Origin of the sequence: Methylobacterium ajmalii (assembly GCF_016613415.1) — a bacterium.
Classification (GTDB): domain Bacteria; phylum Pseudomonadota; class Alphaproteobacteria; order Rhizobiales; family Beijerinckiaceae; genus Methylobacterium; species Methylobacterium ajmalii.
On sequence record NZ_JACWCT010000108.1, the window covers coordinates 1 to 24,389 of the forward strand.

The window sequence follows — 24,389 nt, forward strand, 5'->3', positions numbered from 1 at the left end:
CGCGACCTCATCGCCGATCCCGCCCGCCGGGCCGAGGCCGCCGCCGCGTCCTGGGCGGCCGGGCAGCGCCTGCCGGACTGGCCCGACACCGCGGCGGCCATCGCCGCAGCCCTGAGGACATCATGAGCGGCTTCAGCCCCGACTGGCTCGCCCTGCGCGAGCCCGCCGACCACGCCGCCCGCGATCCGGCCCTCGTCGCCGCGCTCGCCCGGGTGCTCCCGGGGCCGGTGCGGGCAGTCGATCTCGGCTGCGGCAGCGGCTCGAACCTGCGGGCGCTGGCGCCGCATCTCGGCCCGGACCAGGACTGGGTGCTGGTCGACCACGATCCGGCCCTGCTCATCGCTGCCCGGTCCCGACTCGCGGCCTGGGCCGAGCGGGCGGAGGCGGCCGGCGACGGGCTGGTCCTGCACCGGGACGGTGCTCGGATCGCCGTGCGGTTCAGCGCCCTCGACCTCGCGGCCGGTCCGGAAGCGGCCCTTTCGGAGGCGCCGCACCTCGTCACCGCGGCGGCGTTGTTCGACCTCGTGTCGGAGGCCTGGATCGCCGCCCTGGCGCGGGCGGTCGCGGCGGCGGGCGCCGTCTTCTACACCGCGCTCACCTATGACGGGGCCGAGGAGTGGACGCCGCCCCACCCGGCCGACGCCGCGATCCACGCCGCCTTCCTCGCCCACCAGGGCGGCGACAAGGGCTTCGGGCCCTCGCTCGGCCCGGCCGCGACCGCGGCCCTGGCCCGGGCCTTCCAGGCCCACGGCTACGCGGTCGAGACCGCGACCAGCCCCTGGCGCCTCGGGCCGGGCGAGGCCGCCCTGCTGCACCAGCTCGCCGAGGGCACCGCCCGGGCGGCGGCGGAGACCGGACGGGTCGCCGCGGAGGCAGCCGAGGCGTGGCGCGAGGCCCGGCGGGCGCCCGGGACGGGAGCGGTGATCGGACACCGGGACCTGCTGGCGGTGCCGCCGTAGGCCTGATGGGCCGTCGAAGCGGCTCAACGGCAATGACATGCACGATATAGTTTTTCGGGGAAAAATTAACAGGCCCTCAGACAATCTTGTATGCATTAATAAATTGATATAATTATTTTATAAATACTAGATGAAGAAGACAGTTTTTTATGTTATATTTAAAAATACAAGATACTAAATATTTTTATGATATTGTTTTTAAGATCTTATCTGTACCTTCGATAAGATCTGCAACTTGAATTTCTGTAGGTTCTTTAGATTTGCTATGATCGCATATATTTCTGATATCTGCAAGCATTGATATGTATCGCCACTGAGGGACGTCGATGACTGAATTTGCTTTTAAAATTTCGTTGAGATCCCCAATACTAGGATTTTTCTTTGATGTCTTGAGGTGATGGTCTTTGCATACCTGCGCGAGATGACGCTCAAGCACTACTCCAGATACTGCACCAGCCGCTCTCAAAAACCCTTTCTTCAAAAGCTCCTTAGCGCTATCTATTTCTGCATCAAAAAGATCAGCTTGAACAAGCTGCCGAATTTCAAATAGAGAGCTTTCAAATCGAGATTGGACTGCCTTCAAAATATAAACTTGCTGTTTGAGTTTTGGATACGCCGCGTCAACATTTACCACCACCTCTGCAAATCTTCTTACGCGCAATCCATTAAGATAGTCTTGAATTTTATAAGTAGAATGATCAATATCTTTGCGATTTTTGCTTACTTCATACAAATCTGTAAAATGACCTACCCTATCAGGGGTTAATTGGCGTATAACAGAAAGACTTTCTGAGAACCACGCTTCATATGCAATATCGAAATTAGGAATTTGTTTTATGGCTTGCTCAAGCTTGTCTTTTACGACGATTTTTATCATCGTCTCTCTGAAATCTTCTTTAGTAGACAAGTCTCTTTTCATGGATAGCAAAAGTAAATCGCCGAGATTTATTAATTTCGTCAAGTCATTTTTGAAACGCTCCATATTATTGGTCATAATGTACCTCGAGTTTATTTATTTACCATGAGTATTATGGGCGAAAGGGTTTTATTCGTCAATATCGCAAGTTGAGCAATTTAAGATAAATCCTTTTCAGTATAATATAGATCGCTAATTCAACACCGAGATACGAACACAAAATATGCTGATTAAACTACATTATCATTATCCAATAACAAATATTGACTCAAATATTAAATAAAAAAATATACTTAAATGTATTTATTTTATTTTTATGAGGGAAAATATTAAATCTACAAACTATATTTTATTAATATATAAATTTACATCTTTCCGTTTAACGGGGTCACAGCGGCAACACCCCGTCGCTCTTCACCTCCTCCATCACCGCGTAGGTCCGGGTGTTGTTGACGCCGGGCAGCGACAAGAGCCCCTCGCCGAGGAAGCGGCGATAGGCCGGCATGTCGGCGACCCGGGCCTTGACCAGGTAGTCGAACCCGCCGCCGACCATGTGGCATTCCAGGACCTCCGGCGCGCGGCGCACCGCGGCGGCGAAGCGCGCGAAGGCGTCGGGCGTGGTCTTGTCGAGGGAGACCTCGACGAAGACGAGCAGGCTCAGGCCGAGACGCTGCGGGTCGAGCCGCGCGCCGAAACCCGTGATCACCCCGTCCTTCTGCAATCGTCGCAGCCGCTCGCCGGTGGCGGTGGGCGACAGCCCGACCCGCTCGGCGAGCTCGACGTTCGGGATGCGCCCCTCGCGCTGGAGGATCTTGAGGATCTGCCGATCGACCCGGTCGAGCCCGTCCGTCATGTTTTCTGTCAAAGCCCGGTTTGGCCGCCGATCCTGCGGCAAACCCGCGATAAGCGCCATCGAAGCGCGGCGGAAGGGCGAATACGCTGGGAATCGCTCAGCCGCCCCGCCCGGACACGCCCGATGCCCGCTCCCCTCCCCGTCTTCCACGCCCCCTACGCCGCAGACGACGCCGCCCTCGCCCGGCTCTTCCTCGAGCGGGGAACCCTAGCGCCCGAGCGCGAGGCCCGGGTCGATCGGCTCGCCCGCGACCTCGTCGAGGCGATCCGGCAGGAGGGCGGATCGCTGGGCGGCGTCGAGACGATGCTGCGCGAATACTCGCTCTCGACCAAGGAGGGGCTGGCCCTGATGGTGCTGGCCGAGGCCCTGCTGCGGGTGCCCGACGCCGCCACCGCCGACCGGCTGATCGAGGACAAGCTGCGCTTCGGCGGGTTCGAGCAGCACGCCACCCGCTCGGACGCCCTGCTGGTGCGCTCCTCGGCCTGGGCGCTCGGCCTCTCGGCCCGGATCATCCAGCCCGGCGACACCCCGGAGGGGATCTTGGCCGGCCTCGCCAAGCGCCTGGGGCTTCCGGCCGTGCGCCAGGCCGCCCGCCAGGCGATGCGGGTGATGGGCGGGCATTTCGTCCTCGGCGAGACGATCGAGGCGGCGCTCAAGCGCTCGGCGAGCGGACAGGGCCGGCTCTACCGCTACTCCTTCGACATGCTGGGCGAGGGCGCCCGCACCGCCGAGGACGCCCGGGCCTACAGGGAGTCCTACGCCGCCGCCATCGAGGCGATCGGCCGGGCCGCCGGCAACAGGCCGCTGCCCGACCGTCCGGGCATCTCGGTCAAGCTCTCGGCGCTGCATCCGCGCTACGAGGCGGTCGGCCGCGAGCGGGTGATGGCAGAATTGGTGCCGGTGCTCCTCGACCTCGCGAAGGCCGCGAAGAGTTACGACCTCAACTTCACGGTCGATGCCGAGGAGGCCGACCGGCTGGAGCTCTCCCTCGACGTCATCGCGGCGGTGCTCGGCGACCCCGCGCTCGCCGGCTGGGAGGGGTTCGGCCTCGCGATCCAGGCCTACCAGAAGCGCTGCCTCCAGGTGATCGATCACGTCGCCGACCTCGCCGCCCGCCTCGACCGGCGCCTGATGGTGCGGCTCGTGAAGGGCGCCTACTGGGATACGGAAGTGAAGCGGGCGCAGGAGCGGGGCCTGCCCGACTACCCCGTCTTCACCCGCAAGAGCATGACGGACCTGAGCTACCTGGCGGCGGCCGAGCGGATGCTGGCCCATCGCCCGCGGCTCTTCCCGCAATTCGCCACCCACAACGCGCTGACCGTCGCGGCGATCGTCGAGCGGGCGGGGCCCGAGGCCGGCACCTACGAGTTCCAGCGGCTGCACGGCATGGGCGAGGCGCTCTACGCCCGGCTGCTCGCCAGCGTGCCGGGGGCGGCCTGCCGCACCTATGCGCCGGTCGGCGGGCACCGCGACCTGCTGGCCTACCTGGTGCGCCGCCTGCTCGAGAACGGCGCCAATTCCTCCTTCGTCTCGCAGGCCGCCGATCCGGCGGTCCCGGTCGAGACCCTGCTGCGCCGCCCCGCCGAGAGCGTCGGCAATCCCGACCGGGCCCGGCACGCCAGGTTGCGCCGCCCGGCCGAGATGTTTTCCCCCGAGCGGACCAACTCCGCGGGCGTCGAGTTCGGCGACCGGGCGGCGCTGGAGCGCCTGACGGATGCGATCGCCGGCGCGCGCGGGCCCGCCGAGGCCGCCCCGGTGATCGACGGCGCGACGCAACCCGGCACGGCACGCGACGTGGTGAGCCCGAGCGACGCCCGCACGGTCGTCGGCCGCGTCGTCGAGGCCTTGCCCGAGACCGCGGCCGCCGCGATGCAGGCCGCTCGCAAGGGCGCGGCCGCCTGGGGCAGGGTTCCGGCCGAGCGGCGCGCCGCGGCCCTGGAGCGGGCCGCCGACGCGATGGAGGCCGCGACCGGCCGGCTGATCCACCTGCTCCAGGCCGAGGCCGGCAAGACCCTCGACGACGCGGTGGCGGAGCTGCGCGAGGCGGTCGATTTCTGCCGCTACTACGCCGCGCAGGGGCGCACGCTCTTTGCCACGCCGACGAATCTGCCGGGCCCGACCGGCGAGAGCAACCGGCTGTCCCTGCGCAGCCGGGGGGTGTTCGTGGCGATCTCGCCGTGGAACTTCCCGCTCGCGATCTTCGTCGGCCAGGTCGCCGCGGCGCTGATGGCCGGCAACGCGGTGGTGGCGAAGCCCGCCGAGCAGACGCCGCTGGTGGCGGCCGAGGCCGTGCGCCTGCTGCATCGCGCCGGCATCGCGGCGACCGCCCTCCACCTCGTGCCGGGCGACGGCGCGGTCGGGGCGGCGCTCGTGGCGCATCGGGATGTGGCCGGCGTCGTCTTCACCGGCTCGACCGAGGTCGCGCGCCACATCAACCGGGCGCTCGCCGCCAAGGACGGGCCGATCGTGCCGCTGATCGCCGAGACCGGCGGCATCAACGCGATGCTGGTCGATGCGACCGCGCTGCCCGAGCAGGTCGCCGACGACGTGGTGATGTCCGCCTTCCGCTCCGCCGGCCAGCGCTGCTCGGCTTTGCGCCTGCTGCTGGTGCAGGAGGACGTGGCCGACAAGATGATCGGCATGGTGGCGGGCGCCGCGCGCGAATTGCGCCTCGGCGATCCGCGCGACCCGGCGACCCATGTCGGTCCGGTGATCGACGCCGAGGCCCGCACCCGCCTCGACCGCCACGGCGCCGCGCTGCGCCGAACCGCAAAGGTGCATTACGCCGGCGAGGTGCCGGGCGAAGGCCACTTCGTGGCGCCGCAGATCTACGAGATCCCAGGCCCCGAGGCGCTGACCGAGGAGGTGTTCGGGCCGATCCTGCACGTCGCCCGCTACAAGGCCGCCGATCTCGACCGGGTGCTCGATGCGATCGATTCCACCGGCTACGGCCTGACGCTGGGCGTGCATTCCCGCATCGACGCCACGGTGGAGCGGGTGGTCGATCGGCTGTCCACCGGCAACGTCTACGTCAACCGCAACATGATCGGCGCGGTGGTCGGCGTGCAGCCCTTCGGCGGCCACGGCCTGTCGGGCACCGGCCCGAAGGCCGGCGGGCCGCACTACCTCACCCGCTTCGCCACCGAGCAGACCGTGACGATCAACACCGCGGCGGCCGGCGGCGACGCGGCGCTGATCGCCATGGAGGGGTAGGGGCGGCTCAGCCGTAGCGCCGCGCCGCCTCGACCGTCAGCCCGAGGCCGACCGAGCCGAAGGTGTCGCCCTCGACCACCCGGGCTCCCGGCGCCGCCGCCAGGATCGCTTCGCGGACCGGGGCGAGGCGGGTCGAGCCGCCGGTGAGGAACAGGGCGTCGATCGCGGACGCCTCCACCCCGGCATCGCGCAGGCAGCGGGTGATGCAGGCGCCGATGCGCCGGGCGAGGTCGGCGGAGTGGCGCGCGAGGTCGGGGCGGCCGATCTCGGCGACGAGGCCGGGCTCGACCCAGCCGAGGGGCAGCACGACCTCGTCGATCTCCGACAGGGCGATCTTGGCGTCCTCGATCTCCATCGCCAGGGTGTGGCCGCGCTCGGCCTCGATCACCGCGGCGAGGCGGTCGATCAGGTCCGGCCGGGCGACGTCGCGGCGGAGCGAGCGCAGCTCGCGCAGGGTCTTGCCGTCGTAGAGCCGGTTGATCTGCGACCAGGTGGCGAGGTCGTGGAAGTAGGACGAGGGCACGTCGAGGCCCGGCCGCTGCATCGGGCTGCCGAGGCCCAGCAGCGGCATCACCTCGCCGACGCTGAGGGTGCGGTCGAAGTCGGTACCGCCGATCCGCACGCCGTCATTGGCCAGGATGTCGCCCGCCCGCTCCACCGCCCGGTGCCGCTCGGGGCCGAGCCGCACCACCGAGAAGTCCGAGGTGCCGCCGCCGATATCGGCGATGAGCGCCACCTCCTCCCGGTCGAGGCCGCGCTCGTAGTCGAGCGCCGCGGCGATCGGCTCGTACTGGAACGACACCTCGGTGAAGCCGACCTCCCGGGCGATGCCGGCCAGCGCGTCCTCGGCCCGGCGGTCGCCCTCCGGGTCGCCGTCGACGAAGTGGACCGGCCGGCCGTGGACCACCTTGGTCAGGGTCTCGCCGGCCTGCACCTCCGCCCGCGCCTTCACGGCGGCGAGGTAGCGGGCGATCACCGCCCGGAACGACAGCCGGCGCCGCCCGACCAGGGTCGTCTCGTCGAGGAGCGAGGAGCCGAGCACCGACTTGAGGCTGCGCATCAGCCGCCCGGGCGTCCCCTCGACATAGGCGGTCATCGCCGCCCGGCCGATCGCCTCCTCGCCGCCGGGCGGGAAGAAGATCGCGCTCGGGATCGTGACCGCCTCGCCCTCCAGCCGCGCGAGCGCGATGTCGCCCCCGGCGGGCGCGACGAGGCCGAGCGTGGTGTTCGAGGTGCCGAAATCGAGGCCGCAGGCCTTCATGCCGAATCTCTGACGGTGCCGGGAGGGAGGGCGCGCGACCTAGCGGGTTCCGCCCGCCCGGTCCAGCCCGGGGGGTGTCGGCCCGTCCTGTCGCAGCGGAACAATGCGTCGGCTCGGCGGTTCTTCAGACCTGAGCAGTCGACGAACTGCACGAACCGAGGAGCTTCCCATGAGCAGCACCACCGACAAGATCAAGGGTCTCGCCAACGAGGCGGTCGGCAACGTGAAGCAGGGCATCGGTAACATGACCGGCAACGAGAAGTTGCAGGCCGAGGGCAAGGCCCAGGAGTTGAAGGGCGAGGCCCAGAAGACCACCGGCGACGTCAAGGACGGCATCAAGAATGCCGCCGACACGGTGAAGAGCAAGCTCTGATCCGCGCGAGGGCCGGCTTCGCGCCGGCCCGACTGCAGCGGACGTTCGGGCCGGTCCCTCGCAGCTCAGGCGGGAGGCCGGCCTTTTCGTTTTTCGCGTCCGCCGAACCCTTGCTCGAACTTGATGGAGACCGTGATGAACAGGGACCAGATCGAGGGCGGCCTGCGCCACCTCAAGGGCCGCGGCCAGACCGCGTACGGCGCCGTCGCCGGCCGTGCCCGGCCGCAGGCGGAAGGTGCGTTCAACCAGGTGGTCGGCGGGGCCCAGTACGCCTACGGCCGCGGCCGTCGCGTCGCCGAGGAGCTGACGCATGACGGAGCCGCGCTCGCCGGCGAGATCGAGAAGCGCGGGCGCGACGCCTACGCGCGCGGCATCTCGGCCTACGGCGAGGCCCGCCATCGCGGCCGCTCCGCCCTGCGCCGGGCCGAGTCGCACCCGACCGAGACGGTGCTGGCGGTGGCCGGCCTCGCCTTCGTCGCCGGCTGGCTGCTGAAGGGACGGCGCTGAGCCCCTGACCGGGGCCGAAGGCGCTCTCGGCCGGCGTGCCGTCGCTGCAACGCAGCGGTGCTTCGGTTGCAGCGCGGAGGGCGAGGGCCGGTTCGGCCTCGCCTCACGGGTGCATATGCTCTAGCTTGGCGATAATCCCGCGCCAGCCGAACGACCCAATGACCCAGAGCACGCCCCCCGGTCCGCCCACGATCGCCGCGGCCGACGCCGCCCAGGACGGGGCCCCGAGGGGCGCCGCCCCCGCCCTGCCGCCATCGGTGCAGGAGCATCTCGGCGAGCGCCTGCGCGCGCACTACGCCGCCGTCGAGGTGGAGGCGGCACCGGCCGCCTTCGCCGATCTGCTCGGACGCCTGGAACTGGCGCTCGCCGCGCTCGGTGCGCCGAAGAAGGACGGTTTTCGCGACGACCTGCTCGCGGCGACCCCGTCCCTGCGCCGCTTCGCGCTGACGCTCACCGCCAACCCGGCCCGGGCCGACGACCTCGTCCAGGACACGATGCTGAAGGCCTGGCAGAACCGCGACCGGTTCGAGGCCGGGACGAACCTCAGCGCATGGCTGTTCACGATCATGCGCAACGCCTTCTATTCCGAGCACCGCAAGCGCTCGCGCGAGGTCGAGGACAGCGAGGGCGCCTACTCGGCCCGCCTGACCTCCGCTCCCAACCAGGGCGACCGCCTCGACGTGCAGGACCTCCAGGCCGCTCTCAACAAGCTGGTGGCCGAGCAGCGCGAGGCCCTGATGCTGGTCGCGGTGGGCGATCTCTCCTACGAGGACGCGGCCGCGCTGATGCAGTGCAAGGTCGGCACGGTGAAGAGCCGGGTCTGCCGCGCCCGCGACAAGCTCGCCGAGCTCCTCGGCTATTCCGGTGGCGAACTCGGCGCGGACCGGCTCACCCGCTCGGTGATGGGGCATGCCGGCACCGTCTCGCTCGACGGTTGAGACCGACGGCCCGCCGGGACGGCCTACGGGGTCCGGTTCCTGCGCGTCCGCCGCGCCGGCACGCACCGAGCTCGCCGGAGGCCGGCAGGCACGCCCGATGTCGCCGTCTCGTCGGCGCTTGAGAACCCGGGATCCCGGATCTCCAGACTTCGGGCCTGTCGCGGAGCCTGATCCGCTGCTCCGGGCGCAAGACCCGCTCGGCTTCGGCGAGAGAACGCGCGTCGCCGCTTCGGGCTGACCTAGAGACGCGTCCTGCGCTAGGCTTCCGGCGAGGGGGCCCGACGCGGGAAGTCGTTTCGTGGCTCGGGTCGAGAACATCGACCACGCCGTTCGCGTCCGGTCTGCGGAGACCAGCGAAACGCCGAGACACTAATCGTTACGCCGGCGTCGTCCCCGAAATCGTTTGCTTCGCTCAAGTATGCATTGTTTTATTTTTCAAATATAAGAACAAACTCTACCATGATTTGAATATCATCGCAGCAACCGCTGTCGGCTGTGCGCGGAAAAGTTCGTTCCAATCACCGGTCAGATAGTGCGGAGGAGTATATGATACGAAAATGATCGAAAGCTCGGCTGAACGAGATAGGCCGAAATCGGCTTTGAAACGTTCGAAATACGACAGACAAGGAACAACATCACAGTTAGACTAATTCCATCTCGCCTCAGCCGCGGGGATGCGCGAAGCGCGAGGAAGGGGCGGCGGAGCCCGCCTCCGGCAATCCATCGTGCTGCGGCCGTACCGCGAGGCGGATGCCTGATTTCCGGAGACGACAACGGTGAATGCGCCGGACGATTCACGAGCCCTCGCAGCCGGCCTCTTCGAAGGCAATCTCCTGCTCGAAGCCCTCGAGACCCGGGATCGCGCCCTGCTGGCGCCGTATCTCGAGCGCGGCCATCGCACCCGCGGCGCCGTGCTGTTTCGTGCCGGCGAGGACGTGTCGCACGTCACCTTCCCGCTGAACCAGACCACCGTGACGCTGGTCTCGCGCATGAACGACGGGCGGATGGTCGAGACCGCGACGGTGGGGCACGAGGGCGCGGTCGGCGGTATCGTCAGCCAGGGCTACCTGCCGGCGTTCAGCGAGGCGGTGGTGCAGGTCGCCGGCGATGTGCTGCGTCTCGACGCCGAGAGGCTGACCCGGGCCCGGGCCTCGTCCCCGACCCTGCGCGACCTGTTCGTGCGCTACTCCGACTGCCTGCTTGCCCAGGTGCTGCAATCGGTGGCGTGCAACGCCGTCCACCCGATCGAGGAGCGCTGCCTGCGCTGGCTCCTGACCTTCCAGGACCGGCTGGGAACGCCGGTCCTGCCGGTAACCCAGGAGATGCTGGCCGAGATGCTCGGCGTGCGCCGCACCTACCTCACCGGGGTGATCGGGGCGCTGCAGCGCCGCGGGCTGATCTCGGTGCGCCGCGGCCAGATCACCATCCTGGACCGGGCCCAGGCCGAGCGGTCGGCCTGCGAGTGCTACGGCCGGGTGCGTCACCACTTCCGCACCGTCCTCGGCGCGGTCTATGCCGAGAGCGGCGCCATCGTCGCGGTCGATCCGACGGCCGTGCAGGACAAGGCGCCGGAGAGGTAGACGGAGAGGGAAGCGGGCGGCCTCGGGTCAGGCCCCCCGCCCGATCCCGCGCCGGCCGGGGAGGCGGAGGCCGAGGATGCCGATCCTCCCGCGCGGGACGCCCCCGCGGCCGCCGCGGGATGCGCATGGGAGCGGCCGTGCTATGGCGCGGCCGGGCGCCGGTGCTATGAGACCGCCGCCGAGGGTCGCGGAAGGGGGCGACGGACCAGTGAACGACCGCCGCGAAACCGACCGCATCGACGCCGAGATCGGCCGGTCGGCGCCCAGCCACGACCCGTTCGCCGCCGCGGTCCGCGCCACGCGGATGCCGATGCTGATCACCGACCCGCACCAGCCCGACAACCCGATCGTCTTCGTCAACGCCGCCTTCTCCAAGCTGACCGGCTACGGGCGCGACGAGATCCTCGGGCGCAACTGCCGCTTCCTGCAGGGACCGGAGACCGACCGCGCCGACGTCGACAAGATCCGCGACGCCGTCGAGCGGCGCGTGGCGATCGAGATCGACCTCCTGAACCACAAGAAGAACGGCGAGCGGTTCTGGAACCGGCTGCTGATCTCGCCGGTCTTCGACCAGGACGGCGCGCTGACCTACTTCTTCGCTTCGCAGTTCGACGTCACGCTGGAGCGCGAGCACCTGCACAACCTCGGCGAGGCGCTGCGCCGGCGCGAGCAGATGCTCGACGCCCTGGTCCGCTCCTCCTCCGAGGTGCGCTACCGGACCAGCGCCGACTGGAGCCGGCTGTATCAGCTCTCGGGCGGCGGCCTCCTCTCGGACACGACCTCGCCGCGCACCGCCTGGATCGAGACCTACATCCCGCCCGAGGACCGGGCGGCGGTGCGGAGCGAGATCGAGCGCGCGATCCGCACCAAGACCTCCTACAGCCTCGAGCACCGGGTCTACCTCGCCGACGGCTCGGTCGGGTGGGCCTCGTCCCGCGCCGTGCCGGTGCTGGACCGCGAGGGCCGGATCACCGAGTGGTACGGCGCGGCCACCGACATCACCGAGCGCAAGCGGCAGGAGGCGGCGACGCGCGACCTCACCGCCTCGCTGGGCCGGCAGGTCGCCGACCGCACGGCGGAGATGCGCCTCTACGGCGACATCGTGCAGTCGAGCGCCGCGCCGATCTGCGCCTTCGACACGCAGTACCGACTGATCGCCTTCAACCAAGCCCACAGCGACGAGTTCTACCGGATCTTCGGCACCCGGGTGCGCGTCGGCGACGTCTTTCCCGACCTGTTTCCGGCCGACCAGGCCCCGGTGATGCGCGGCCTGATGGCCCGGGCGCTGTCGGGCGAGATCTACACCGTGACCGAGGAGTTCGGTGATCCGGGCCTCGCCAAGCCGGCCTGGGAGGTCACCTACTCGCCCCTGCGCGACGGCGACGGCCGGGTGATCGGCGCCTTCCACCATGCCCGGGACATCTCCGACCGGCTGCGCGCCGAGACGGAGCTGGCCGCGACGCAGGAAGCCCTGCGCCAGTCGCAGAAGATGGAGGCGGTGGGCCAGCTCACCGGGGGCCTCGCCCACGACTTCAACAACCTGCTGGCCGGCATCTCGGGCTCGCTCGAGCTGATGCAGACGCGCCTGCAGCAGGGCCGGTTCAAGGACGTCGAGCGCTACATGGCGGCGGCGCAGGGGGCGGCCAAGCGCGCCGCGGCGCTGACCCACCGGCTGCTGGCGTTCTCGCGCCGCCAGACGCTCGATCCGCGCCCCACCGACGTCAACCGCCTGGTCGCCGGCATGGAGGAGCTGATCCGCCGCACCGTGGGACCGGGCATCGCCCTCGAGGTGGCGGCGCGGGGCGACTGGCCGGCGCTGGTCGATCCCTCGCAGCTCGAGAACGCGCTCCTCAACCTGTGCATCAACGCCCGCGACGCGATGCCCGAGGGCGGGCGGATCACGGTCGAGACCGGCAACGCCGCGATGGACGCCAGGGCGGCGCGCCGGCACGACCTGCCGGAGGGCGAGTACCTGGCCCTCAGCGTGACCGATACCGGCACCGGCATGACGCCGGAGGTGATCGCCCGGGTGTTCGAGCCCTTCTTCACCACGAAGCCGATCGGCGAGGGCACAGGCCTCGGCCTCTCGATGATCTACGGTTTCGCCCAGCAATCCGGCGGCCAGGTCCGGATCGCCTCCGCGCCCGGCGAGGGTACGACGGTGAGCCTGTACCTGCCGCGCCACGACGGGCCGGCCCCCGCCGACGCGGAGGCGACGGCGATCGCGGAGCTGCCGCGGGCGGCCGAGGGCGAGACCGTGCTCGTCGTCGACGACGAGCCGACCGTGCGGATGCTGGTCACCGACATCCTGGAGGATCTCGGCTACACGGCGATCGAGGCGGCCGACAGCGCGGCCGGCCTCAAGGTCCTGCGCTCGGACGTGCGCATCGACCTCCTCGTCACCGATGTCGGCCTGCCCGGCGGCATGAACGGCCGCCAGATGGCGGAAGCCGCACGGCAGACCCGGCCGGACCTGAAGGTGCTGCTGATCACCGGCTACGCCGAGACCGCCATCCTCGGCACCGGGACCCTCGCCCCCGGCATGTCGGTGCTGACCAAGCCCTTCGCCGTCGAGGTGATGGCCGCCCGCATCCGTTCGATCATCGAGGCCGGCCGCGAGCGGGCGCGGAGGGACGCCTGAGCGCCGTCCCTGCTCACCCGGTGCGGCGCGCCGTCCAGCGTCCAGAGCACGGGCTGATCCCCGCCAGGCTCCAGCGGCCGCTGCCGGCGGTGCCGCGCAGGCGGCCGCTGACCGAGACGCTGGCGAGCCCGCTGCGGATCGTGCCGGTGATACGCCCGTCGGCGCCGGCACGCCCGGAGGCGTCGACCCCGTTGCCGCCGGCATCGTCCACCACGCCGTCGCGGATCACGATCGGGTAGCGGTAGGGACCGGTGCAATTGCCGGTCTCGGCGGTGGCGACGACCGACCAGGCCCCGTCGAAGCGTCCCGCCGACGGCGCGGCCGAGGCCGGGCCGGCAGGGGCCAGGAGCAGGGCCGGCGCGAGGGCGGCGGCGAGGACCGGAAGGCGGGATGAGGTCATGGTCTCCTCTCGGGTCGACGATGGTCGCTGCCGGGCCGGGCACGGATGGGGGGACCATGCCGTGCCCGGCCGGCGACCGTTCCGAACGCCTCGGGGGACGGCGCCGGAACGATGGGGGACGCCCGCGGGGGGCGGATCGGGATGGGGAGCGCCGATCGGGACTCCGGTCTCAGGCGTGCCCGAGCTCCTTCTCAGACGTGCCCGAGCTCCTGGGCGAGCCGGTCGCGGGCGCGGCTGACGCGGCTCTTCACGGTGCCGGGGGGACAGCCGATGACCACGGCGGCGGCCTCGTAGGTCAGGCCCTCGACCCCGACGAGGAGCAGCGCCTCGCGCTGGCTCGGTTCGAGCCGGTCGAGGGCGTCCTGCAGGTCGCGCAGGTCCGCCCGGTGCTCCTGCACGGCATCGCTCGTGAGGGCGGCGGAATGGACCCCGTCGGGATCCGCCACCTCGAGGCGATGGCGCCGGCGCCCGTTGAAGAAGCCGTTGCGCAGGATCGTGAACAGCCAGGCCGACAGGCTGGTGCCCGGCACGAACTGGCGCCGGTGCTCCCAGGCCTTCAGCAGGGTGTGCTGCACGAGGTCGTCGGCATCGGCGCCGTGCTGGGCGAGCGACAGCGCGTAGCGCCGCAGCCGCGGCACCGCGCCGAGGAGCTCGTCCTTGAACGCCGCCGACACCTCGCGCCCGGCCTCGGCGGTCTGCAGCGCCCGCGTCAGCCGCGCCAGCACGTCGCCCAGGCGCGAGCCGGCCTCGACCGCGACGATCTCGGGATAGTATTGCCGCAGCTGCCGGCCGAGATGCGACTGCATCAGGGCGAGGGCGACGTCCGGTGCGACATCCGGTTCGCGCGTCACGTCGTCTGTTCCCACGGTCCAGGACCCGTCAACGTTCGTCCCGCCGGGCTAGACCGCTCGGCCCAACGGACTAGTCCCGTGGGGCAGTGCGGGGAGCAGGCGACGACACGATTTATTTCTGGTCGCCGGCAATTACGTCAATGATACGATTTTACCGGTGAAATTGCCTGCCGTCACGGAACCCGATGGCGCGCGATCCGTTTGTGCTCCGCTGCCCGAGAGGTAGCCGCGAGACCGCCGCTCCCGGCGGTCCGCCAGCACGAAGGGACCGCACCGGCCGTGACCGCAGGCGTCGACAGGCATGAACTCCGGCAGATCATCGCCGGCCTCAGCGAGGGCGTGATCCTGGTCGAGCCCGACCAGACCATCGCCTACGCCAACGAGGCCGCCCTCGCGATGCACGGCGCCGAGAGCCTGGACGAGATCGGCCCGACGGTCGACGCCTACCGCGAGCGCTTCGCCCTGCGCTACCGCAACAACCGCGCGCCGGAGAACTACCCGATCGAGCGGGTGGTGGCCGGCGAGCGCTTCCACGACGTGGTGGTGGAGGTGACCCGCACCGACAAGCCGGATGTCGGCTTCGTGCATTCCCTGCGCAGCCTGGTGGCGACCGACCGGGAGGGCAAGCCGAGCTGCCTCGCCCTGATCCTCAAGGACGTATCGGACCAGTTCGAGGCCGAGGAGCGCTTCGAGCGCACCTTCAACGCCAACCCGGCCCCGGCCGTGATCACGCGGCTCGCCGACCTGCGCCACGTCAAGGTCAATGCCGGCTTCCTCGAGATGACCGGCTACACCCGCGACGCCGTGATCGGCCGCAGCGTCTACGATGTCGACGTGCTGGCCAACGCCCGCAACCGCGATCTCGCGGTGTCGCGGCTGAACCAGGGCGGCACGATCCCCCAGATGGAGGCGCGCCTGGAGCTGCCCGACGGCGGCGGCCGCTTCGTCATCGTCGCCGGCCAGCCGATGGAGATGGGCGACGAGCCCTGCATGCTGTTCACCTTCGCCGACCTCGAACTGCGGCGGAAGGCCGAGACGGCCCTGCGCCAGAGCGAGGAGCGCTTCGCCAAGGCGTTCCGGCTGACGCCGGTCCCGACGCTGCTGGCCCGCGCCGAGGCGTTCCAGGTCACCAGCATCAACGAGGCCTTCGGGCGTGTGTTCGGCTTCGGCGAAGACAAGGTTGTCGGGCGCTCGCCGGCGGAGTTCGGGCTCTGGGTCTCGGACGAGCAGCGCCGCCGCTTCGAGGACGTGCTGACGCGCACCGGCTACGTCCTCGGTCTCGAGGTCTGCCTGCGCCACGAGAGCGGCGCCGACCTCGACTGCCTCGTCTCGGCCGAGCGCGTCGTCATCGGCGACGACGAGTTCGTCCTGATGGTCCTGCAGGACATCACCGAGCGCAAGCACACCGAGCGCGAGCTGTTCGACGCGATCGAGACGGTGATGGCGGACACCTCGTGGTTCAGCCGGGGCCTGATCGAGAAGCTCGCCAACCTGCGCCGGCCGGGGCGCGAGACTCCCGGGGCCGCGGTACCCGACCTGACCCTGCGCGAGCGCCAGATCCTCAATCTGATCTGCTCGGGCCTCGACGACGACGCCATCGCGCGCAAGCTCGGCCTGTCGCGCAACACCGTGCGCAATCACGGCGCCGCGCTCTACCGCAAGCTCGGCGTCCACCGCCGGACCGAGGTGATCCTGTGGGGCCGTGAGCACGGTTTCCCACTCCAGGCTTCTGGTAGCTGATGTTCAGCATACCAGTACCTTTCTACCATTGAACGCGCGCCAGGAGGGCACATCTGCAGGCCGGTCGGAGTTTTCTCTCACTCTTCACGGAGTTGCTCATGACCAAGCGCGCGACATCGACTTCCACCGAGCAGGTCAAGGGCTCGGTGAAGGAGGCCATCGGCAAGATCACCGGCGACGTCCGGGTCGAAGCCGAGGGCCGGCGTCAGAAGGGCGACGGGCACTCCCCCAGGGAAACCGCACCGCGCCGGGACTGACGGCACAGGTCATCCGGCGATCCCCAGGGGTCGCCGTCCCACCCACCCCGATCACCAGGAGACTTCAGATGGTTGACACCGATCGCCTCACCGGCGCCGCCCGCGAGCTCGGCGGCAAGATCCAGGGCGCCGTCGGCGACCTGACCGGCTCGCACCGGGATTCGGCCGAGGGCCGGTTCCGCGAGGCTCAGGGCGCGGCCGAGAACGCCTACGGCCAGGCCAAGGACGGCGTGCGCCACGCCGCCGACCGGGCGCAGGACTACGCCGGGGACTTCGCCCACGACGCCCGCGGCTATGCCGAGGACGCCCGCGACTACGCCGAGGACGCCTACGAGCGCGGCAGCCAGGTCCTGCGCCGCGGCACCCGTCAGGTCGGCCATCAGGTCGCCGAGTACCCGGTCGCCTCGCTGGTGATCGCCGGCCTCGTCGGCTTCGGCCTCGGCCTCCTCGTGAGCGCCAACCGCGACTGATCGCGCGACCGACCGCGTCGCGGCCGGACATCGCGAGCCCCGGGGAATCCGGCGCAGGAGAGCGCCGCGCGGCCCCGGGGCCGCCCCCGACCCATCGATGCATGAACGACCCGGAGTAACCACGTGACCATCCAGACCCCCGTTTCCCCCCTCGCGACCGCCGCCCAGGCCGACACCCGCGCGGTCCTGCTCAACCAGGTCTCCTGGGGCGCCATCTTCGCCGGCGCCGTCACCGCCCTGGTGACCCAGGTGATCCTCAACCTCGTGGGCGTCGGCGTCGGCCTGTCGTCGGTCGGCGTGAACGCCAGCGACAACCCGGCCGCCTCGACCCTGTCGACGGGCGCCGGCCTGTGGTTCGTGGTTTCGGGCATCGTCGCCTCGCTCGCCGGCGGCGCCATCGCGGGCCGCCTCTCCGGCAAGCCGCTGCCGGGCGCGGCCGCCCTGCACGGCCTCGTCTCCTGGGCGGTGACGACCCTGGTGGTGATCTACCTCGTGACCTCGGCGGCCAGCGGCCTCGTCGGCGGCACGCTCAGCACGGTCTCGAGCGCGCTCGGCGGCGCCGGCAACCTCGTGGGCGGCACCGTCCAGACCGCCGCCCAGGCCGCGGCCCCGTCGCTGTCGAAGATCCAGAACCCGCTCGAGGGCATCGAGGACAAGGTGCGCCAGCAGGCCGCCGGCCAGGACCCGCAGGCCGCCCGCGACGCCGCCGTGGCCGCCGTGCGCGCCGTGCTGACCGGTGACGCGGCCCAGAAGGAGCAGGCCAAGAACCGCGCCGCCGACGCGCTGGCCAAGGCCCAGGGCATCTCGCCCGACCAGGCCAAGACCCAGATCGACGACTACCAGAAGCAGTACGAGCAGGCGGTCGCCACCGCCAAGCAGAAGGCCGAGGCCGCGGCCGTGACCGCGAAGTCCGCCGCCACCCAGGGCGCCTTCTACGCCGCCATCGCGCTGCTGCTCGGCGCCGCCGCCGCCTTCTTCGGCGGCCGCCTGGGCGCCCCGAAGCTGGTCGGCGCCTACGACACCACCCGCCGCGTCTGACGCGGCGCCGACCCCCGCCCGCCGGGCGGGGGTCGGTCCCCTCCCGCCCGTTCTTCACGCCCCCGAAGGAGAGATCTCGATGAGCAGCACCACGGACAAGCTCAAGGGCCTGGCCAACGAGGCCGTCGGCAACGTCAAGCAGGGCGTTGGCAAGGTGACCGGCAACGACCACCTCGTCGTCGAGGGCAAGGCCCAGGAGCTCAAGGGCGAGGCCCAGCGTACCGTCGGCGAGGTCAAGGACGGCGTGAAGAGCGCCGCCGACAGCCTGCTCGGCCGCAAGTAAGGCCCGACCAGGCCACACCCGACATCCGCGGCGGGCCCGCCCCGCCGCCCTTCCGTTTCGAAATTCAGGAGGACAGCATGAACCGCGATCAGATCCGTGGCGCGTCCCGTCACCTGAAGGGCCGCGCCCAGACCGCCCTCGGCGGCCTCACGGGCGACCCGGCCCAGCAGGTCCGCGGTGCCGCCAACCAGGTGGCCGGCGGAGCGCAATACGCCTACGGCCGCGCTCGCGACCGGGCCGAAGACCTCATCGACGACGGCCGCCACCTCGCCGAGGCCGCCCGCGAGCGGGCCGAGACCCTGGCCGGCACGACCCGCGACTACGCCGAGGACTTCGCCGACACCGCCCGCAAGCAGGCCGGCCACGTCATCGAGGACGGGCGCCACGCCGCCCGCGAGGTGCGTCGCCGCGGCCAGACCTATGGCCGCCAAGCCCTCGCCTATGCCGACGGCCACCGCACCAACACCGTGCTGGGCATCGCCGCCCTCGCCTTCGCGGCAGGCTGGCTGTTCCGCCGCCGTCACTGAAGCGGCAGTCGCGACCGGGACGTCGTCCGGATGCACCCGTCCCTGACGACGACCGGTCGCCGCCCCGCGCGGTGGAGCCTTGCCTCCACCGCGCCCTCTACAGCGCAGGCGCGACCCGACCGGACAGGTGGGGGCACCGACTGAATCGGTGACAGCAAGCACGAACGCCGTATCGCAGCGTCCATCCCGGCGAATTGTTTCGTGGCATCGCGCCGGTATCTGTCGTTCTGTCGCAGCATTCCCAAAGAACGATCGATTTGTATCGGGATCTTTTCTCGCTTTCGGGCGTTGGAAGCTGAAATCAATCCGCAAGCCTTGAAAAGGAGACTACCATGCTGCGCAAGATCTTCATGTTGTTCGTCCTGCCGAAGCTGATCGCGCGATTCAACCGCCGCGGCACCAGCCCCCGGCACGGCCGGACGTACTGAGCAGCCCCATGCAAGGGCGCATGAAACGAGGACAGGAACCGACACCCTCATGAAGCTCCCCTTCGTCGCCGCCGCGACCCTCGCGGCCCTCGTCGTCGGCAGCCCCGCCTCGGCCGCCCCGGCCGAGGCCGGTGCCGCCGCAGCGGCCCTCGTCCGCGGCGACCTGCCGACGGAATTCTCGCAGTACCGGCGCTTCGGCCGGCCCTACGGCTACCGCCGGGGCTACGGGTTCCGGCGCGGCTACGGCTATCGCCGCGGCCCGGGCGTCGGTGCCGCGGTCGGGGCGGGCGTGGCGGGCCTCGCGGCCGGGGCGATCATCGGTGGCGCGATCGCCAACTCGCAGGCCCAGGCCGCCCCGGTGGTGGTCCAGGGAGGTCCCGACCCGGAGACGGTCGCGGCCTGCGCCCGGCGCTTCCGCTCCTACGATCCGGCGAGCGGCACCTACTTGAGCAACGACGGCACCCGCCGTCCCTGCCCGTGACCCCCTGCACGGCCGTCGTCCCCAGGGGAGTCCCCAGGGGCGGCGGCCGTGCCGTTCGAGGGCGGGAGCGAACCCAGCCACCGTCCCACCGTTGTGCCGGCATGTCAGCACACGCTCCCCTCCCCACCACCCTCCCCGCCCGATCCGGGCGCGCCCTCTCCCCGGCTGCAGGCCTCGCGCTGGCAGGGGCGGCCATCCTCGGCGCCAGCGCGGTCGAGGCGGGTCGTCGCGCCCGGGCCGCCGAACGGGCGACGCCGCCGGTCGGGCGGTTCGTCGAGGTCGGCGGCACGCGCCTCCATGTCCTCGAGCGCGGGCACGGCCCGGCCCTCGTCCTGCTCCACGGCAACGGCAGCCTGATCCAGGACTGGCTGGTGAGCGGACTCATCGAGCGAGCAGCGACGACCCATCGGGTAATCGCCTTCGACCGGCCGGGCTTCGGCCACAGCGAGCGGCCGCGCAGCCGGATCTGGACCCCGGCGATGCAGGCCGGCCTGATCCGCGGCGCACTGCACAGCCTCGGGGTCGAGACGGCGACGATCCTCGGCCATTCCTGGGGGACCCAGGTGGCGATCGCCCTGTCGCTGCAGGATCCCGGCCGGGTACGGTCCCTGGTCCTCGAATCCGGATACTACTTTCCCTCGCCGCGGATCGACGGGATGCTGTTCACGCCCCAGGCCCTGCCGGGCCTCGGCGACCTGATCAGCCACACGGTCGCGCCGGTCGCCGGCCGCCTGCTCTGGCCGCGCATCCTGGCGCGCCTGTTCGGGCCGAGCCCGGTGCCGGAGCGCTTTGCCCGCGACTTCCCGGTCGAGATGGTATTGCGCCCCTCGCAGCTGCGCAGCGCGGCCGCCGAGTCCGTCCTGATGGTGCCGGACGCCTTCGCGCTCCGGCCGCATTACGGCGAGTTGCGCCCGCCGGTGACGATCCTGTCCGGCACGGGCGACCGCCTGGTCTCCCACGCCGAGCAGTCGGCGGCCCTGCATCGCCGGATCCCGGGCAGCCGCCTCGTCGCGGTCGAGGGCGCCGGCCACATGCTGCACCAGATCGCGCCCGACCGGGTGCTCGACGCCCTGGCGGCCGCATGAGGAGCGCCGCCGGGCAGGCCCGCGGGGGCCGCAAGGATCGCAGCATCGAGAATCACGCCCTCGAGAATCGCCGCCCGGCGCGGCACCCGATTGCAACGCGATCGGGCGCTGCTCTAGGAGGTGACTCGACGTCCGCCGGCCCCGGCCGGCCCCCTCCTGAGCGGTCCTTCCCGACGTGACGATCCTGAAACGTGCGCGGCGCCTCGCCGAGACGGGGCGCCAGTGGTTCGTGCCTCCCCCGGGCCCCGTGGCCTGGAGCCGGCTCTACAATTGCGGCGTGCTCGTCGCCCTCAACCCGGAGGCCGACGCCGACGCGGTGAGCCTCGCGCTTGCGCAGGGCGGGGAACGCGATCAGCCCCTTCCCGTCGACCGGCGGTTCGTCGAGGAGGGTGTCACCTACCTGCACGCCGTCCTCGACCCGGCCTTGCTGGCCGGCTCCCGCCGCCTGAGGCTGACGGTGACCGAGCCGGGCCGGGCCGAGCAGCAGCAGGTCGCGGTCGGGCCCGGCCACCACACGGTCCACCTCGACGGCGTCTCGGGCGGGGTGCTGTCGGGCTGGGTCTCGTCCCTGTCCCCGGACCCGCTGCCGGCCCTGCACCTGATGGTGGACGGCCTGGAGGGCGAGCCGGTCCGCCCGGACGTCTACCGGCCGGAGCTGCGCTTCGGCGGCCGCGAGGGCGGCTGGAACGGCTTTCGCTTCACCCTGCCGGCCTGGGCCCTCGACGGGCGGCCCCACACGATCGGCGTGCGGGCCGGCGAGACGGTGGCGACGCTCGGCGCCTACGCGCCGCACCTGCGATCGAGCCTCCACATCGAGGCGCCGGACCGGGTCACCGGCTGGGTGTTCGACGAGGCCGGGCCCGACCGGCCGACCGTCGTGCGGGCGGTCCGGGACGGCGAGGAGGTGGCGCAGGTCGAGACCCACGCGCGCGCCGATCTCCTGGACCTGTTCGGCCGCCACTCCGCCGCCTTTGCGTTCCCGCCCGGGGCTCTCAAGCCGGGCACCGACCTCGCGGTCGGCCCGATCGGCGCCGGCGAGGTGATCGGTCACCTGCGCGGCACCATCGAGCTCGCCCGGGCCGAGGCCCGCGCCCTGCTGCTGCCGAACGATCCTTCGGCAACCCGCGAGGAGCGCCTTGCCGTCCACGACCGCCTCGTGGCGGCGATCCGGCCCGGCGGCGGTGCCCGCCTCGTCCTCGGCGAGCCGGCGGTGCCGGAGGCGGACCTGCCCGGGGCCGCCCGCACGCCGCCGCCGGCCTGCGCGATCGTGCCGGTCTATAACGGCCTCTCCGACCTGAAGGCCTGCCTCGCCTCGCTGCTGCCGCAGCTGGCGCCGGGGCGGATGCGGGCGCTCGTCATCGACGACGCCTCGCCCGATCCGGCGGTGACGCGCTACCTCGACGACCTGGCGGCCGAGACCCGTCCGGGCCTGACGGTGCTGCGCAACCGGGAAAATCTCGGCTTCATCGGCACGGTCAATGCCGGCTTCGCCCTGCTGGAGCCGGGCGAGGATTGCGTCCTCGTCAACGCCGACACGGTGCTGGCGCCCCGCGCCCTGGAGAAGCTCGCCGCCGCCTGCCACCGCCGGCCCGGCATCGCCAGCGCCACGCCGCTGTCGAACAACGCCACCATCCTGGGCTTCCCCGGGATGCCGGAGGCGCAGGGACCGCTCCTCGGCCTGCCGCCCGCCGCGATCGACGCGGCCCTCGAGGCCGCCGCCCCGGCGCCCGTCACGCTCCCGACCGGCATCGGCTTCTGCCTCTACCTCAACCGGCAGGCCCTCGACGAGGTCGGGGCGCTCTCGCCCGAATGGGGGCGCGGCTATTGCGAGGAGGTCGACTGGTGCCTCAAGGCCCGCGACCTCGGCTGGATCCACGTCGCGGCCACCGACACCTATGTCGAGCACGAGGGCTCGGTGTCGTTCGGCAAGGGCGAACGGCTGGCGATCCTGGAGCGGAACCACGCCCGCCTCGTCGCCCTCTATCCGGAATACCAGGACGAGGTCGACGCCTTCCTCGCCGCCGATCCGCTCGCGCCGCTCCGGCTCGCCGTGCTCGGGCGGCTCCTCGCCGCGCGGCTGCAGCGCCTGACGCTCCATGTCGGCCATGGCCTCGGCGGCGGGGCGACGCGCTACGTCGATCAGATCCGCGGCCTCGCCCGGGCCCCCGACCACGAGATCGGCCACCTCGTCCCTTCGCGCGGGCGGCTGTCGCTGACGCTCGACACCGCCCGGGCGGCCCTGACCCTGGGGCCGGACGAGCTCTTCGGCCTCCTCGAGAGGCTGGAGGAGGCCGGGGTCGCGGTCGACCTCCACCTCGACGCCCGCCTCGGCTACGATTCCGTCTTCCTCGACCGGCTGCTCTCCGGGCGCTGGCCCTACGCGGTCACCCTGCACGACTTCCAATGGTACTGCCCGAAGGTCCACCTGGTCGACGGGCGCGACTTCTACTGCGAGGAGCCGCCGGCCGACGTCTGCCGCCACTGCACGGTGCGGGGGGTCACGCACGACTACGCCGACCAGAACGCCCTGATGGGCGGCGGCCTCGGCGGCTGGCTGGCGACGAACGAGCGCATCCTGCGCGGGGCCCGGCGCCTCGTGGCGCCCTCCCACGACACCGCGGCGCGCTATGCCCGCCGCCTCGGGCTCACCGGGATCGCGGTGGTGCCCCATCCCGAGGCGGCGCCGGCCCACGCCGCCGCGCCGCCGCGCCGACCGCGGACCGGCGCCGTGCGGGTCGCCGTCGTCGGCTCGCTCGGCAACCACAAGGGCTTCGAGCTCGTCGTGGCGCTCGCCGAGCGCGCGGCCCGGGAGCGGCGGCCGATCGCCTTCACGCTGATCGGCTCCGTCGCCGACCGGGACCGCGCCGCGCGGGTGCCGGGCCTCACGGTGACCGGCCCCTACCGGCCCGACGACCTGCCGCGCCTGCTCGCCGAGACCGATCCCGACTACGTGTTCCTGTCGAGCGTCTGGCCCGAGACCTATTCCTACGTCCTGTCGGAGGCCTGGGCGGCGGGCTACCCGGTCGTCGCCCTCGACATCGGCGCCCCGGCGGAGCGCATCCGCGCCGAGGGCGGCGGCCTGCTGCTGCCGTTCGGCCGCGACACGGCCGCCCTGCTCGACGCCCTGGTGGCGGCGCGCGGCCAGCTGGCCGAGGTCGCGATCCCGGCCCTGCCGGCGGCCGCGCCGAGCCTCGCGGCCTACGAGGCGGCGATCGAGGCATCCGCCGGCGAACGGGCACCGGACGGCGCATGACGATCGGCGGAGGAGCGAACGACATCGCTCCTCCGCCGATCGTCGGCGTCATGCGATGTCCGATCGATCGCGCGGGCGTGTGGAGCCTGCGGCTCCACCGCGCGGGCTTTCGAGACGAGATCCGGAGACGATCGTCCGGATCTCGTGTCACCGGCGGAAGCGGGTCACCGCGGCGCCGCGCCGTCCGGGCGGTTCGACGGCAGCCCGCCGGGCGCGTCCGGGTAGGCGGTGCTCGGCACCGGGCCGGCCCGGCCCACCGAGCTGCTCGGCGCCGCGGTGCGGTTCGTGTCCGCCGCCCCCGAGGGACCGGGCGCCGCCGGGCACGGGCCGGGGCC

21 protein-coding genes are annotated in these 24,389 nt (G+C 70.9%); 16 read left to right on the plus strand and 5 right to left on the minus strand.

Annotated elements, in window-relative coordinates; translation table 11 throughout:
- Positions 1-122: 122 nt before the first annotated feature.
- Positions 123-959, plus strand: a complete 837-nt coding sequence (locus HPY23_RS20610; RefSeq protein ID WP_091888451.1) for a class I SAM-dependent methyltransferase — start codon at positions 123-125, stop codon at positions 957-959.
- A gap of 184 nt (positions 960-1,143) precedes the next feature.
- Here HPY23_RS20610 and HPY23_RS20615 read toward each other — a convergent pair whose 3' ends face one another.
- Positions 1,144-1,953, minus strand: a complete 810-nt coding sequence (locus tag HPY23_RS20615) for a hypothetical protein (protein WP_091888449.1) — start codon at positions 1,951-1,953, stop codon at positions 1,144-1,146.
- 310 nt (positions 1,954-2,263) lie between these two features.
- Complete coding sequence (locus HPY23_RS20620; RefSeq protein ID WP_060848166.1) at positions 2,264-2,728, minus strand: Lrp/AsnC ligand binding domain-containing protein; 465 nt, start codon at positions 2,726-2,728, stop codon at positions 2,264-2,266.
- A 123-nt stretch (positions 2,729-2,851) separates the two neighbouring features.
- Between HPY23_RS20620 and putA the strand changes: the two genes are divergently transcribed.
- Complete coding sequence (putA, locus tag HPY23_RS20625; RefSeq protein ID WP_091888447.1) at positions 2,852-5,941, plus strand: bifunctional proline dehydrogenase/L-glutamate gamma-semialdehyde dehydrogenase PutA; 3,090 nt, start codon at positions 2,852-2,854, stop codon at positions 5,939-5,941.
- 7 nt (positions 5,942-5,948) lie between these two features.
- Here putA and HPY23_RS20630 read toward each other — a convergent pair whose 3' ends face one another.
- Complete coding sequence (locus HPY23_RS20630; protein WP_060848168.1) at positions 5,949-7,202, minus strand: Hsp70 family protein; 1,254 nt, start codon at positions 7,200-7,202, stop codon at positions 5,949-5,951.
- Positions 7,203-7,371: 169 nt separating this feature from the next.
- Between HPY23_RS20630 and HPY23_RS20635 the strand changes: the two genes are divergently transcribed.
- The 5 genes from HPY23_RS20635 to HPY23_RS20655 all read left to right on the plus strand — a co-directional run bounded on the left by HPY23_RS20635 (position 7,372) and on the right by HPY23_RS20655 (position 13,241).
- Positions 7,372-7,575 (plus strand): CsbD family protein, encoded by a 204-nt coding sequence (locus tag HPY23_RS20635; RefSeq protein ID WP_048431213.1) that lies wholly within the window; start codon positions 7,372-7,374, stop codon positions 7,573-7,575.
- A 135-nt stretch (positions 7,576-7,710) separates the two neighbouring features.
- Positions 7,711-8,082, plus strand: a complete 372-nt coding sequence (locus HPY23_RS20640; RefSeq protein ID WP_091888484.1) for a CsbD family protein — start codon at positions 7,711-7,713, stop codon at positions 8,080-8,082.
- Between the two features lie 158 nt (positions 8,083-8,240).
- Positions 8,241-9,020 carry a NepR family anti-sigma factor gene (locus tag HPY23_RS20645; protein ID WP_091888444.1) on the plus strand — a complete coding sequence of 260 codons (780 nt, stop codon included), beginning with the start codon at positions 8,241-8,243 and terminating at the stop codon, positions 9,018-9,020.
- Positions 9,021-9,796: 776 nt separating this feature from the next.
- Entirely contained in the window at positions 9,797-10,600 is an 804-nt protein-coding gene (locus HPY23_RS20650) for a Crp/Fnr family transcriptional regulator (protein WP_060848170.1), read from the plus strand.
- 208 nt (positions 10,601-10,808) lie between these two features.
- The gene (locus HPY23_RS20655) at positions 10,809-13,241 is read left to right on the plus strand and encodes a PAS domain-containing protein (protein WP_244537626.1); all 2,433 of its coding nucleotides are present in this window, start codon (positions 10,809-10,811) and stop codon (positions 13,239-13,241) included.
- A 13-nt stretch (positions 13,242-13,254) separates the two neighbouring features.
- On the opposite strand, the gene HPY23_RS20660 is transcribed toward HPY23_RS20655, so the two are convergent.
- On the minus strand, positions 13,255-13,641 hold the full coding sequence (locus tag HPY23_RS20660; RefSeq protein WP_060848172.1) for a hypothetical protein: 387 nt from the start codon (positions 13,639-13,641) through the stop codon (positions 13,255-13,257).
- A gap of 191 nt (positions 13,642-13,832) precedes the next feature.
- Complete coding sequence (locus tag HPY23_RS20665; protein ID WP_244537625.1) at positions 13,833-14,492, minus strand: sigma-70 family RNA polymerase sigma factor; 660 nt, start codon at positions 14,490-14,492, stop codon at positions 13,833-13,835.
- A gap of 279 nt (positions 14,493-14,771) precedes the next feature.
- On the opposite strand from HPY23_RS20665, the gene HPY23_RS20670 reads away from it, so the two are divergent.
- The 9 genes from HPY23_RS20670 (at position 14,772) to HPY23_RS20710 (ending at position 24,054) form a co-directional block, all read left to right on the plus strand.
- A complete protein-coding gene (locus HPY23_RS20670; protein ID WP_091888440.1) occupies positions 14,772-16,232 on the plus strand; it encodes a helix-turn-helix transcriptional regulator in 1,461 nt (486 codons plus the stop codon).
- 98 nt (positions 16,233-16,330) lie between these two features.
- Positions 16,331-16,489: a CsbD family protein gene (locus tag HPY23_RS20675; protein WP_082742601.1), complete on the plus strand. Its 159-nt coding sequence runs from the start codon at positions 16,331-16,333 to the stop codon at positions 16,487-16,489.
- Positions 16,490-16,557: 68 nt separating this feature from the next.
- Positions 16,558-16,959 carry a CsbD family protein gene (locus tag HPY23_RS20680; protein ID WP_060848174.1) on the plus strand — a complete coding sequence of 134 codons (402 nt, stop codon included), beginning with the start codon at positions 16,558-16,560 and terminating at the stop codon, positions 16,957-16,959.
- 123 nt (positions 16,960-17,082) lie between these two features.
- Positions 17,083-17,997, plus strand: coding sequence for a hypothetical protein (locus HPY23_RS20685; RefSeq protein WP_060848175.1), 915 nt, complete (start codon positions 17,083-17,085; stop codon positions 17,995-17,997).
- Between the two features lie 79 nt (positions 17,998-18,076).
- On the plus strand, positions 18,077-18,280 hold the full coding sequence (locus HPY23_RS20690) for a CsbD family protein (RefSeq protein WP_060848176.1): 204 nt from the start codon (positions 18,077-18,079) through the stop codon (positions 18,278-18,280).
- A 77-nt stretch (positions 18,281-18,357) separates the two neighbouring features.
- Complete coding sequence (locus HPY23_RS20695) at positions 18,358-18,807, plus strand: CsbD family protein (RefSeq protein WP_091888438.1); 450 nt, start codon at positions 18,358-18,360, stop codon at positions 18,805-18,807.
- Positions 18,808-19,284: 477 nt separating this feature from the next.
- Complete coding sequence (locus tag HPY23_RS20700) at positions 19,285-19,716, plus strand: BA14K family protein (RefSeq protein WP_091888436.1); 432 nt, start codon at positions 19,285-19,287, stop codon at positions 19,714-19,716.
- Between the two features lie 101 nt (positions 19,717-19,817).
- Entirely contained in the window at positions 19,818-20,801 is a 984-nt protein-coding gene (locus HPY23_RS20705) for an alpha/beta fold hydrolase (RefSeq protein WP_091888434.1), read from the plus strand.
- Between the two features lie 175 nt (positions 20,802-20,976).
- On the plus strand, positions 20,977-24,054 hold the full coding sequence (locus HPY23_RS20710) for a glycosyltransferase (protein WP_091888433.1): 3,078 nt from the start codon (positions 20,977-20,979) through the stop codon (positions 24,052-24,054).
- The last annotated feature ends 335 nt before the right edge of the window (positions 24,055-24,389 follow it).

What these genes read in the sequence shown, in the direction of transcription:
- HPY23_RS20620 (WP_060848166.1), bottom strand. Translation starts at nt 2,728, where the DNA reads ATGACGGACGGGCTCGACCGGGTCGATCGGCAGATCCTCAAGATCCTC.
- HPY23_RS20695 (WP_091888438.1), top strand. Translation starts at nt 18,358, where the DNA reads ATGAACCGCGATCAGATCCGTGGCGCGTCCCGTCACCTGAAGGGCCGC.
- HPY23_RS20680 (WP_060848174.1), top strand. Translation starts at nt 16,558, where the DNA reads ATGGTTGACACCGATCGCCTCACCGGCGCCGCCCGCGAGCTCGGCGGC.
- HPY23_RS20615 (WP_091888449.1), bottom strand. Translation starts at nt 1,953, where the DNA reads ATGACCAATAATATGGAGCGTTTCAAAAATGACTTGACGAAATTAATA.
- HPY23_RS20705 (WP_091888434.1), top strand. Translation starts at nt 19,818, where the DNA reads ATGTCAGCACACGCTCCCCTCCCCACCACCCTCCCCGCCCGATCCGGG.
- HPY23_RS20640 (WP_091888484.1), top strand. Translation starts at nt 7,711, where the DNA reads ATGAACAGGGACCAGATCGAGGGCGGCCTGCGCCACCTCAAGGGCCGC.
- HPY23_RS20700 (WP_091888436.1), top strand. Translation starts at nt 19,285, where the DNA reads ATGAAGCTCCCCTTCGTCGCCGCCGCGACCCTCGCGGCCCTCGTCGTC.
- HPY23_RS20635 (WP_048431213.1), top strand. Translation starts at nt 7,372, where the DNA reads ATGAGCAGCACCACCGACAAGATCAAGGGTCTCGCCAACGAGGCGGTC.
- HPY23_RS20630 (WP_060848168.1), bottom strand. Translation starts at nt 7,202, where the DNA reads ATGAAGGCCTGCGGCCTCGATTTCGGCACCTCGAACACCACGCTCGGC.
- HPY23_RS20690 (WP_060848176.1), top strand. Translation starts at nt 18,077, where the DNA reads ATGAGCAGCACCACGGACAAGCTCAAGGGCCTGGCCAACGAGGCCGTC.
- HPY23_RS20660 (WP_060848172.1), bottom strand. Translation starts at nt 13,641, where the DNA reads ATGACCTCATCCCGCCTTCCGGTCCTCGCCGCCGCCCTCGCGCCGGCC.
- HPY23_RS20610 (WP_091888451.1), top strand. Translation starts at nt 123, where the DNA reads ATGAGCGGCTTCAGCCCCGACTGGCTCGCCCTGCGCGAGCCCGCCGAC.
- HPY23_RS20675 (WP_082742601.1), top strand. Translation starts at nt 16,331, where the DNA reads ATGACCAAGCGCGCGACATCGACTTCCACCGAGCAGGTCAAGGGCTCG.
- putA (WP_091888447.1), top strand. Translation starts at nt 2,852, where the DNA reads ATGCCCGCTCCCCTCCCCGTCTTCCACGCCCCCTACGCCGCAGACGAC.
- HPY23_RS20645 (WP_091888444.1), top strand. Translation starts at nt 8,241, where the DNA reads ATGACCCAGAGCACGCCCCCCGGTCCGCCCACGATCGCCGCGGCCGAC.